The sequence below is a fragment of the Actinotalea sp. genome (assembly GCF_041597215.1).
Classification (GTDB): domain Bacteria; phylum Actinomycetota; class Actinomycetes; order Actinomycetales; family Cellulomonadaceae; genus Actinotalea.
This window is the reverse complement of record NZ_JBFHHB010000100.1, coordinates 1-10946: the sequence shown is the minus strand read 5'-3', so window position 1 is coordinate 10946 and position 10946 is coordinate 1. Positions and strand designations below refer to the sequence as shown.

Sequence of the window (10946 nt, the reverse complement as noted above, 5' to 3'; positions counted from 1 at the left end):
CGCCTGCGGGGTGCGGCGGTGCGACTACACCGTCGCCTCACGTGTCACGGCTGCGGCTGGATCCCGCCGTTGGCGCTGTCGTAGACCCAGGTCTTGCCCGAGGCCGAGACGGCCGTCAGCGTGTAGTCGTCACCGGCGTTGGGCACGGCGGTGATGTCGGCAACGCCGCCGTCGTAGTTGCCACCCTCGGAGTACTTGAAGCCCACCGCCTCCAGGTCGGCGATGTTCCCGGTGTAGACACCCTCGTCGGTCAGGTACGTCTCCTCGGCCGTCGCGGCGTTCTTGAGGTCGGACTTGATCGCGGCGTCCCAGCCCTTCTGGCGCTGGTTGAGGAACACCGGGATGGCGATGGCGGCGAGGATGCCGATGATGATGATGACGACGAGGAGCTCGATCAGGGTGAAGCCCTGCTCCTTCTCGTCCATGGACTTGCGGATGCGAGCGATCATGTGACTGCCCTTCGTTGTCGGTCTCAGTTCCCGGCTGCCCGCCGGTGTGCGGTGGTACCCCTTGGTCTTCGGGACCCTTGCCTGCTGACTTGACCTTCGAGGCGGTCGGCTCGGCCGGATTCACCCGCTCGGCTCAGGACGAACCGGACTTCTCGTGAGATCCCGCTTCCATGTCCGGCGACGGGGCGAAGTGGATGGCCCGCTGCTACGGCGCGGCCCGCCGGCCCGTCATGGACAAGGCGCACCCACCCGCGGGTCGGTGCGCCTCAGGTGCTCAGGACCTCGGGCCTCAGGTCAGCGCAACAGCACCGGCACAGGCGAGCGTCGCGCCCGGCTTGTGCGGATTCTGCAGGCCGCCGTTTCCGCTGTCGTAGACGATCACGCGCGTCGATGCCGAGGTCGCCTCGATGCAGAAGGTCCCGGCACCGATGGCGGCGCGGATCTGGGCGACTCCGCCCGAGTAGTTGGTCGCAGCCGAGAAGCGCAGGCCCTCGGCGGCGAGGTCGGCGAGGGCAGAGCTGTAGCCGCTCGCGTCGGTGGCATAGGCCTCCTGGGCTGTCGCTGCGTACTTCAGGTCGGACGTCACAGCGGCGTCCCAGGCCCTCTGTCGCTGCGCCAGGAACACCGGGATGGCGATGGCGGCAAGGATGCCGATGATGATGATGACCACGAGGAGTTCGATCAAGGTGAACCCCTTCTCGCCGTCCGCTCGTGCACGGAGCCTCGGTTCCGTCATGGCTGTTCCCCCAGGTGCTCGCGCCCGTTCCCGACCTCATGGCCGGACCGGACGGTCCGGTCATCCGATCAGGTCGAAGATCTTGAAGATGGGCATGTACATCGCGATGATCATGCTGCCGATGATGGCTCCGATGATCGCGATCATCAGCGGCTCGATGAGCGAGGTCAGCGCCTCGGTGGTCGCCTCGACCTCCTGGTCGTAGAACTCCGAGATCTTCTCCAGCATGGTGTCCAGCGCCCCGGTGTCCTCACCGACGGCCATCATCTGCACCACCATCGGCGGGAAGACCTTGTGCTGGCTCAACGGACCGGTGAGCGACTGCCCGGACCGCACCGAGTCGCCGATGTCCCTCGCCGCCCGCTCGAGCACGACATTGCCGCTCGTGGCGCCGACGATGTCGAGCGACTGCAGGATCGGGACGCCCGCATGCACCATCGTGCCGAAGTTGCGCGTGAATCGGGACACGGCGATCTTCTGGAAGAGCGGGCCGAAGACGGGCATCTTGAGCTTGATCGGGTCCAGCTTGTCCCGCACGGCCTGGTCGTTCTTGTGCTTCCCCCACCACACAGCGAAGGCGATGGTGACCACCAGGAGGACGGGGGCCGCCCACTTCATCATCTCCGACATGGTCACGAGGATCTGGGTCGGCAGCGGGAGCTCTCCCCCGAGCCCGTCGAACATGCTCGCGAAGACCGGAACGATGAACAGCAGCATGCCGACGGTCGCCAGGATGGCCATGACGAAGACCATCACGGGGTAGGTCATCGCGCTCTTGATCTTGCCGCGGAGCTTGACCTCGGCCTCGAAGTTCTCGGCGATCGACACCAGCACCGTGTCGAGGAATCCACCGACCTCGCCGGCCTTGACCATGTTGATCATCAGCGGGGGGAAGATCAGCGGGTGCTTGCCGAGCGCGGCGGACAGCGAGACGCCGGTCTCGACGTCGGTGCGCACCTGGCCGACGACGCGTGCCAGGGCGGGGTTCTCCGTCTGCTCCGCGAGGATCGACAGGGACCGGATCAGCGAGAGCCCCGCGTTGATCATCGTCGCGAGCTGGCGCGCGAGCACCGACACGTCCTTGAGTCCGACCCTGTCCTTGAGGAACGGGATCGAGATCTCCTTCTGGAGGCCTCCGCTCTGCACCTCGGAGATGGAGATGGGCGCGAGGCCCATCGTCCGCAGGCGGCCGGCGACCGCCGCCTGGTTGCTCGCCTCGATCTTGCCCTTGACGACCTTTCCGCTGCGGTCGCGGACCGCGTACTCGAAGGTCTTCCCCGCCGTCGCGGTTGTCGTCGCCATCAGCGCATCACTCCCTGTCCCCCACCGAGACCGTCGGACAAGGTGACCGAGCCGAGCGGGTCACCGCCGCTCATCGCCCCCATGCCCGTGCCGCCGCCCTTCTGACCGAGTCGACCGGTCAGGCGGTTGAAGTCGGCGACGTGGTGGCACTTCTCCACGCCGACCTCGTAGGTGATGGCACCGGTCTTGACGAGCTCGGCCAGGTGCTGGTCGAGGGTGTGCATGCCGAGCTGGGCGCCCGCCTGCATGGCCGAGTAGATCTGGTGCGTCTTGCCCTCGCGGATGAGGTTGCGGATGGCCGGAGTCGCCAGCATGACCTCGGTCGCCACGGCGCGGCCCTTGCCCGAGGCCTTCTTGCACAGTGTCTGGCAGACGACTCCCTGCAGCGCGGAGGCGAGCTGGGTGCGGACCTGGTCCTGCTGGTGGGCCGGGAACACGTCGATGATGCGGTCGATCGTCTGCGCGGCGTCCTGGGTGTGCAGGGTCGCGAAGACCAGGTGACCGGTCTCGGCTGCCGTCAGGGCGACCGAGATCGTCTCCAGGTCGCGCATCTCCCCGACGAGGATGATGTCCGGGTCCTGGCGCAGCACGTGCTTGAGCGCGTTGGCGAAGGAGTGCGTGTCCGCACCGACCTCACGCTGGTTGATCAGCGACTTCTTGTGCCGGTGCAGGAACTCGATCGGGTCCTCGACCGTCATGATGTGGTCGTTCCGGCTGCGGTTCGCCAGGTCGATGATCGCCGCGAGGGTCGTCGACTTCCCCGACCCCGTGGGACCGGTGACGAGCACGAGGCCGCGGGGCATCCCCGCGAAGTTCGCCACGACGGGCGGCACGCCGAGTGCCTCCAGCGGCTTGATCTCGTAGGGGATCATCCGGAAGGCCGCACCGATCGAGTCCCGCTGGCGGTACAGGTTGACGCGGAACCGCGAGACCCCGCGTACGGCGTAGGCGAAGTCCAGCTCGAGGTGCTCCTCGAAGGCCTCCCGCTGCTTCTGGCTGAGCACCGCGTACAGGGTGCGCTGCAGGGCCTCGGCGTAGAGCACGGGATAACCCTCGAGCGGGCGGAGCCCGCCGTCGAGCCGGATCATCGGCTGCGCCCCGGAGGTGAGGTGCAGGTCGGAGCCGCCCGACTCGATCATGGCGCGCAGTGCGGCGTCCAGGTCCAGGTCGCCGTCCTGCCCGCCCTGGGCGAGCCCGACGCGTGCCGCCCCTCGGGGCCGGGTCTGCCCGGCGGCCGGCGCACCCGCACCGGGTCCCGCGGGGCCGGCCGGCCTGCTCGGCGGAGCGGGCGGGGCCGCGGGGGGCTGCTGCCACGCCCCCGCCTGCTGCGCGCCCAGGATGCGCGTCGGCGCACCACCGTCGCCGGGGGCGCCCGTGCCGGGGTACTGCCGCGGCTGCGCCGCCGGCTGCGGCGGGGCAGCCTGACCCGGCTGGGCCTGCGGGAGGAAGGGCGCGCTGCGATGAGTCGGCTCACCGCCGGGGGCTGGCTGGCTGTGGTTCACGGTGGACCTCTCACATGGGGACTCGGCGAACGGGCGCCTCGGCTGTCTATCGACTGTCACTGGCTCGGGCTTGAGAAAGCCGGTCACGCAACTACGCGCAGGACCTCCTCCATGGAGGTCTGACCCAGGCGCACCTTGGTCCAGCCGTCGTCGCGGAGGGTGATCATCCCCTCCTCACGGGCCGTCCGGCCGATGTCCGCTGCCGAGGAGTGCGCGACGGCATGCCGCTCGATCGTCTCGGACACCGACATGACCTCGTGGATGGCCATCCGGCCCCGGTAGCCCGTCCGCGAGCACGCGGAGCAGCCGTTGGGCCGGTAGAGCGTGGGCAGCTCCTCGCCGGGCTGCCACGGAAAGCGCGCCGCGATGAGCTCCACCTCGGTGGGCTGGTAGCTCTCCTTGCACTTGGCGCACAGCCGCCTGGCCAGTCGTTGGGCCACGACGCAGTCGAGAGCCGAGCCGACGAGGAAGGGCTCGATGCCCATCTCGACCAACCGGGTGACCGCGCTCGGGGCGTCGTTCGTGTGCAGGGTCGACAGCACCAGGTGACCGGTGAGGGCGGCCTCGATGGCGATCTGCGCCGTCTCGTGGTCACGGATCTCACCGAGCAGCACGACATCCGGGTCGGAGCGCAGGATCGAGCGCAGCGCCCCGGCGAAGGTGAGACCGGCCTTGGGGTTGACCTGGACCTGGTTGATCCCTGGCAGCCGGTACTCGACCGGGTCCTCGACGGTGATGACGTTGATCTCGGGCTTGGAGACGGCGTTCAGCGTCGCGTAGAGGGTCGTGGACTTGCCCGATCCGGTGGGCCCGGTGACCAGGAGCATCCCGTAGGGCTTGTTGTAGGAGGCGCTGTACCGGTCGAGGTTCCCCTCGAGGAACGACAGGTCCCGCAGGTCGAGGCTCGCCGTGGAGTTGTCGAGGATGCGCATGACGACCTTCTCGCCCCAGACGGTGGGCAGGGTCGCCACCCGGAGGTCGATCTTGCGTCCCTGGTGGACGACCGACATGCGACCGTCCTGGGGCTTGCGCCGCTCGGCGATGTCGATGTCGCTCATGATCTTCAGTCGGGAGATGACGCCCGACTGGATCTGCTTCGGCGCCCGCTGCATCTCGTGCAGCACCCCGTCGATGCGGTAGCGGACCCTCATGTCGGTCTCGGCCGGCTCGATGTGGATGTCCGAGGCCCGGTCCTGGATGGCCTGGGTGACCAGGAGGTTCACGAAGCGGACGATCGGCGCGTCGTCCTCGATGACGTCGCCCATCTGGGACAGGTCGGCGTCGTTCGGGTCCTGGGTCTCTCCGAGCGCCTGGGTGAGGTCGTCGATCTCGTCGTCGGCCCGGCAGTAGCGGTCGATCGCGGCGAGCAGGTCGTCGCGGGTCGCCACGACGCTCTGCACGGGAAGCCGCGACAGGGTGCGCGTGTCGTCCACGGCGAGCACGTTGCCGGGATCGGCCATCGCCAGGATGAGGTACCCGCCCTGGATGGCCACGGGCAGCACCGTGTACCGGCGGCACAGCGCGGCCGGCACCATGGCCACGGCTGCACGCTCGACCGGGTAGTCCGCGAGCTCGACGAACGGCATCCCGACCTGGGAGGCGAGCGCCCGGACGAGCTGGCTCTCGGTCAGCAGCCCGATGTCCACCAGGACGCGCCCGAGGGACTCGCCCCGGATCACCTGCTCGTCGAGGGCAGCCATGAGCTGGGCCTCGGTGAGCAGGCCGTCATCGAGCAGGATGTCACCGAGCTGCTTCACGGGGGTCCCTCCGAGCGGTGTCCGGCGCACACCCGCAGGTGTGCTGTCACCGACACGTATCGGCAGGACCCGGCCCGATCTGAAGGGCCCGGCACGGCCTGGCCGTGAACCGTTCGTCAGCCGGGACGCCCCGAGGGGCGGGACGGCCGGGTGTCAGGGAGAGCCGTGGCGCGGGTCGTCCCGCTCGGCGAGGACGGCGGTCAGGGCGGCGTCCATCGCCTCGATCGGCGCCGGCTCCCCCGTCATCAGCCGCACCTGCTCCGTCGCCTGGTGCAGCAGCATGCGCTCGCCGCCCACCACCACACCGCCGGCGCGTGCCCATGCCGCCGCCAGGGCAGTGGGGCGAGGGTCGTACGCGCAGTCGAGGAGGACGCCGTCCAGGCGGAGGGACCCGACCACCTCGTCCAGCGCTGCGGCGATCTCGTCGGCCGCGTGCGGGGGCAGGGTCGAGACGACGACCCCCGCCTGGGCGAGGGTCTCCGCGACCCGGGCCGGCGGTCCCATGACACCGACCCGTGGGTCCACGCCCATGCGGTGCGCGGCCCGCATCGTGAGCCCCGCGCGGCCCATCGACCGGACCAGCACCTCGGCGCGGGGCTGGCCGAGCTCGGCAAGGGCCGCGAGGGCCGAGGCGGCGGTCGCCCCGGCGCCCAGCACGACGGCAGGACCCGGGATCCGGTCGCCGAGCCCCTCCCGCAGGGCGCGGACGAGTCCGTGGACGTCGGTGTTGGCCCCCACGAGCGCGGGCGCGGAGCCGTGCACCAGGACGGTGTTGACCACCCCCACCACCTCGGCGAGCGGCTCGACATGGTCGAGCAGGGGGATCACGGCCTGCTTGAGCGGCATGGTGAGGCTGAGCCCCGCCCACCCCTGGTCGAGCCTCGCCAGGGTGGCAGAGAGCGCGGACTGGGGGGTGTCGATCGCCTCGTAGGTCCATCCCTCCAGCCCCAGCGCCGCGTAGGCGGCGCGGTGCAGGACGGGCGAGAGGGAGTGCGCGATCGGATGGCCGAGGACGGCCGCACGGCGGGCCGGCCTGCTCACCCGTTGTCCGTCGGCTGGGCGGCCTGCCACTCGCGCAGCACCTGGACGTTCTCCAGGTGCTCGGCGTAGGTCGTGGCGAAGCGGGTCTCCCCCGTGTCGAGGTCGACGGTCACCCAGAAGAGCCAGGTGCCGTCCGCCGGGTTCAGCGCCGCGTCGATCGACATCTCGCTCGGTGCGGCGATCGGTGTGGGCGGCAGGCCCGTGTGCAGGTACAGGTTGTACGGGGTGTCGGTGTCGAGGTCGCTCTGGGTGAGCTCCGTCCCCGGCTTCCCCGCTCCGTAGGCGACCGAGGCGTCGATGTCGAGCTTCATGTCGATGTCGAGCCGGTTCTGGATCGCCCTGGCCACCTTCGCGCGGTCCTCAGCGGTACGGGCCTCGCGCTCGATGAGGGAGGCGATCGTCAGGATCCGCTCGCGGTCCTCGGCCGCCACCGACCGCGCGTCGAGGATCGCGACGGTCTGGCTGACCATCGCCGCCACCATCTGCACCGGGGTGGTGCCCGGCTCGAAGGTGTACGTCGAGGCGAACAGCCAGCCCTCGTAGTTGCCGCCGGACTCGGCGGGCAACCCGGTCGCCGCGGTGTCCTCCATCGCGGTCTCGAAGGTCTCGACGGGGATGTCGGTGACCGAGGAGAGCTTCTCGAGGACCTGGTCGACCCGCAGCCCCTCCGGGATCGTCACCTTCGTCTGCACCCGGAAGCTCGAGTCCAGCAGAGCCGCCACCGCATCGGCGCCGCGCATCTGGAGCCGCAGCCGGTAGGTGCCCGGCTGGATGCCGGCCGCGTCAGGGTCGGCCGTGAAGGCATCGGTGAAGGCACGAGCGGTCTTGACCACGTCCGCCTCGACCAGCGCCTGGGCCATCTGGGCACCGGTGGCACCCGCAGGGATGACCACGTCGACCGAGCCCTCGCCGGGACCCGGGTAGTCGTCGGCGGGCGCCTCGGAGCCGGTGATCCCGCTGAGCGTCGGCAGGGCGAAGGTGATCACGGCGTAGGCCGCGCCGCCGAGAAGGAGCACGGAGAGCAGCAGGGCGATGAGGTTGCGGCGTCGGCGCTGGCGGCGCCGACGGTCCCGCTGGGCACGCCCGTCCCGGCGCCGTCCGGGCCCGCCCGGCTCACCGGAGCGCACGATCTCGTCGAGGAACGCGTCGTTCACTCAGCGGTCTCCTGTCCTGTCTCGCCCCCGCGAACGTTCTGTCCCGTACCGTCGGCACGGGTGTCGGTCTCGATCAGCGTGCCCCATCGCCGCCCCGAGGAGCGCTCCCCGTCGAGCGCCGCCTGGAGGATCACCACAGCAGCCGCCTGGTCGATGACCTCGCGGTGGCTGCGGCCGGACCTCCCGGCGGAGCGCAACGAGCGTTGGGCCGAGACGGTGCTCATCCGCTCGTCGACCAGCCGGACGGGCACCGGCGCGACTGCGCGGGCCAACGCCTCACCATACGTGCGAACCCCTGCAGATGCCGAACCCTCCTTGCCGGACAGGTGCCGCGGGAGGCCGAGATACACCACCCCCGCCTGGCGCTCGGCCACGATCTGCGCGAGGCGCACGAGATCGGCAGCCGCAGGGCCGAGGTCCCGAGGGACCGTCTCGACCGGGGTCGCGAGGATGCCGTCCGGGTCGCTCGCCGCCACGCCGACACGCACGCTGCCGAGGTCGACCGCGATCCGCACCGCTCGTCGCACGGCGTCCTGGGCGTCGGCACTCATCAGCGGTTCTCGACCGCCGCCTCCACGGCGCGCAGCGCCTCGGGAAGCCGGGTGACGTCGGTGCCGCCGCCCTGGGCGACGTCGTCCTTGCCGCCGCCGCCGCCGCCGAGCACTCCGGCTGCGGTCCTGGCCAAGGCCCCGGCCGTGAGACCCGCAGCCCTGGCGGCCGCGTTGGTGGTGACCAGGACGACGGGACGCTCCTTCGTGATCGCGCCGAGGGCCACGACCGCCGGCTCCTCGCCGAGGCGTGCCCGCACGTCGAGCGCGAGGGTGCGCAAGCCGTCCCCCTGCACCTCTCCGACGGCCTGGGTGACGACGCGCACTCCGCGCAGGTCTCTCGCGGCGGCCGCGAGCGACCCGGCCTGGGCGAGCAGCCGCTCCTGGCGGATGCCCGCGAGCTCCTTCTCGGCCTCCCGCAGGCGGCTCACGACACCGGCGACGCGATCGGCGAGCTCGTCGGGGCGTGCCTTGAGCTGCTCGGTGAGCGTGGCGACCAGCGCACGCTCCTTGGCGAGCTCGTGGAAGGCCTCGAGGCCCACCAGGGCCTCCACCCGTCGCGAACCCGAGCCGACCGAGGACTCCCCGGTGAGGGCGATGAGCCCGATCTGGCTGGAGTGGTCCACGTGCGTGCCACCGCAGAGCTCGCGCGACCACGGCCCGCCGATCTCCACGACGCGCACCTGCTCGTCGTAGGTCTCGCCGAACAGCGCGATCGCGCCCCACTCCTTGGCCTCGGGCAGGGTCATGTACTGCCAGGAGACGCCGAGGTCCTTGCGGATGGCGCGGTTGGCGACCTCCTCGACCTCGCTGCGGGCCGAGGCCGAGAGCGCCTCGTTCCACGAGAAGTCGAGGCGGAGGTAGCCGGGCTTGTTGTACGAGCCGGACTGGAGCGCGTCGGGGCCGAGCACCTCACGCAGCGCGGCATGCACCACGTGCGTGCCGGAGTGCGCCTGACGAGCGCCGAGCCGCCACTCGGGATCCACCTGAGCCAGCACCTCGGTGCCCGGCGCGATCTCGCCCTCGGTGACGCGGACGGTGTGCACCACCAGGCCCTTGACCGGTCGCTGCACGTCGAGCACCTCGAGCCGGGCGCCCTGTGCGGTGATCAGACCCGCGTCGGAGTCCTGTCCACCGGACTCCGCGTAGAACGGGGTCCGCTCCAGGACGATGTCGACCGTCTCGCCCTCGGCCGCACCGGGGACCAGTACGCCGTCCCTGACGAGCGCGCGCACGGTCGAGGACGTGCTCAGCTCGGTGTAGCCGGTGAACTCCGTCGCGCCCGCCCCGCGCAGCTCGCGGAGGACGGTGAGGTCGGCGTGACCGCCCTTCTTGGCCTTGGCGTCCGCCCGGGCCCGCTCGCGCTGGGTGCGCATCAGGTCGCGGAAGCCCTGCTCGTCGACGGCCAGGCCCTGCTCGGAGGCCATCTCGAGGGTCAGGTCGATCGGGAACCCGTAGGTGTCGTGCAGGGCGAACGCCTGCTCGCCGCCGAGCAGGGTCGCACCCTTCGCCTTGGCCGCCTTGACCGCCGTGTCCAGGATCGTCGTCCCGGCCACCAAGGTGCGGCGGAAGGCCTCCTCCTCCGCGTAGGCCGTGCGGCTGATCCGGTCGAAACCGCTCACGAGCTCGGGGTACGAGGCACCCATCGCGTCGCGGGAGACCGGGAGCAGCGCCGGGAGCGAGGGCTCGTCGACACCGAGGAGCTTCATCGCGCGGACCGAGCGTCGCAGCAGCCGGCGCAGCACGTAGCCGCGACCCTCGTTCGACGGGGTGACGCCGTCACCGATGAGCATGAGGGCCGAACGCACGTGGTCGGCCACGACCCGCATCCGGACGTCGTCGTCGTGATCGGCGCCGTAGCGACGCCCGGAGATCTCCTGGGCGGCCTGGATGACCGGGAAGACCTGGTCGATCTCGTAGAGGTTGTCCACGCCCTGGAGCAGGTAGGCGACGCGCTCGAGGCCCATCCCGGTGTCGATGTTCTTCGAGGCGAGCTCGCCGACGATCCGGAAGTCCTCCTTGGACGTCACCTCGTCGATCGCGTACTGCATGAAGACGAGGTTCCAGATCTCCAGGAAGCGGTCCTCGTCGACCACGGGGCCACCGTCCGCCCCGTACTGGGCACCCCGGTCGATGTAGATCTCCGAGCAGGGACCCGCGGGGCCCGGCTGGCCGGTGGTCCAGTAGTTGTCCTTCTTGCCGCGACGCTGGATGCGCTCCTCCGGGAGGCCGGCGATCCGTCGCCACAGCCCCGCGGCCTCGTCGTCGTCGTGGTAGACGGTCACCCAGACCTTGTCGGGGTCGAACCCGTAGGCCCCGTCGGCCTGGGACCCGGTGACGAGCTCCCAGGCGTACTGGATCGCCCCCTCCTTGAAGTAGTCACCGAAGGAGAAGTTGCCGTTCATCTGGAAGAACGTGCCGTGCCGTGTCGTCTTGCCGACCTCGTCGATGTCGAGG

Annotated in this window: 9 protein-coding genes; all 9 read right to left on the bottom strand. The window is 70.6% G+C overall.

Annotation, left to right across the window (positions count from 1 at the left end):
* Positions 1-44: 44 nt before the first annotated feature.
* Entirely contained in the window at positions 45-449 is a 405-nt protein-coding gene (locus ABWK99_RS08770) for a type IV pilin protein (RefSeq protein ID WP_372594320.1), read from the bottom strand.
* A 289-nt stretch (positions 450-738) separates the two neighbouring features.
* A complete protein-coding gene (locus ABWK99_RS08765) occupies positions 739-1134 on the bottom strand; it encodes a hypothetical protein (RefSeq protein ID WP_372594319.1) in 396 nt (131 codons plus the stop codon).
* 111 nt (positions 1135-1245) lie between these two features.
* Positions 1246-2487 (bottom strand): type II secretion system F family protein, encoded by a 1242-nt coding sequence (locus tag ABWK99_RS08760; RefSeq protein ID WP_372594318.1) that lies wholly within the window; start codon positions 2485-2487, stop codon positions 1246-1248.
* Positions 2487-3989: a type IV pilus twitching motility protein PilT gene (locus ABWK99_RS08755; RefSeq protein ID WP_372594317.1), complete on the bottom strand. Its 1503-nt coding sequence runs from the start codon at positions 3987-3989 to the stop codon at positions 2487-2489. The genes ABWK99_RS08760 and ABWK99_RS08755 overlap by 1 nt, the downstream gene beginning before the upstream one ends.
* 83 nt (positions 3990-4072) lie before the next feature.
* Positions 4073-5746, bottom strand: coding sequence for a GspE/PulE family protein (locus ABWK99_RS08750; protein ID WP_372594316.1), 1674 nt, complete (start codon positions 5744-5746; stop codon positions 4073-4075).
* Positions 5747-5899: 153 nt separating this feature from the next.
* Positions 5900-6787 carry a shikimate dehydrogenase gene (locus tag ABWK99_RS08745; protein ID WP_372594315.1) on the bottom strand — a complete coding sequence of 296 codons (888 nt, stop codon included), beginning with the start codon at positions 6785-6787 and terminating at the stop codon, positions 5900-5902.
* The gene (gene mltG / locus ABWK99_RS08740; RefSeq protein ID WP_372594314.1) at positions 6784-7941 is read right to left on the bottom strand and encodes an endolytic transglycosylase MltG; all 1158 of its coding nucleotides are present in this window, start codon (positions 7939-7941) and stop codon (positions 6784-6786) included. Before mltG ends, ABWK99_RS08745 begins: the two co-directional genes overlap by 4 nt.
* Positions 7938-8492: a Holliday junction resolvase RuvX gene (gene ruvX / locus ABWK99_RS08735; protein WP_372594313.1), complete on the bottom strand. Its 555-nt coding sequence runs from the start codon at positions 8490-8492 to the stop codon at positions 7938-7940. The genes mltG and ruvX overlap by 4 nt, the downstream gene beginning before the upstream one ends.
* Positions 8492-10946 (bottom strand): alanine--tRNA ligase (gene alaS, locus ABWK99_RS08730; protein ID WP_372594312.1); only part of this gene is annotated, 2455 nt, incomplete at its 5' end. The genes alaS and ruvX, both read right to left, overlap by 1 nt.

Bases quoted from the DNA above. Each gene is read 5' to 3' on its own strand.
- ABWK99_RS08770 (WP_372594320.1), bottom strand. From the start codon at position 449: ATGATCGCTCGCATCCGCAAGTCCATGGACGAGAAGGAGCAGGGCTTC.
- ABWK99_RS08760 (WP_372594318.1), bottom strand. From the start codon at position 2,487: ATGGCGACGACAACCGCGACGGCGGGGAAGACCTTCGAGTACGCGGTC.
- ruvX (WP_372594313.1), bottom strand. From the start codon at position 8,492: ATGAGTGCCGACGCCCAGGACGCCGTGCGACGAGCGGTGCGGATCGCG.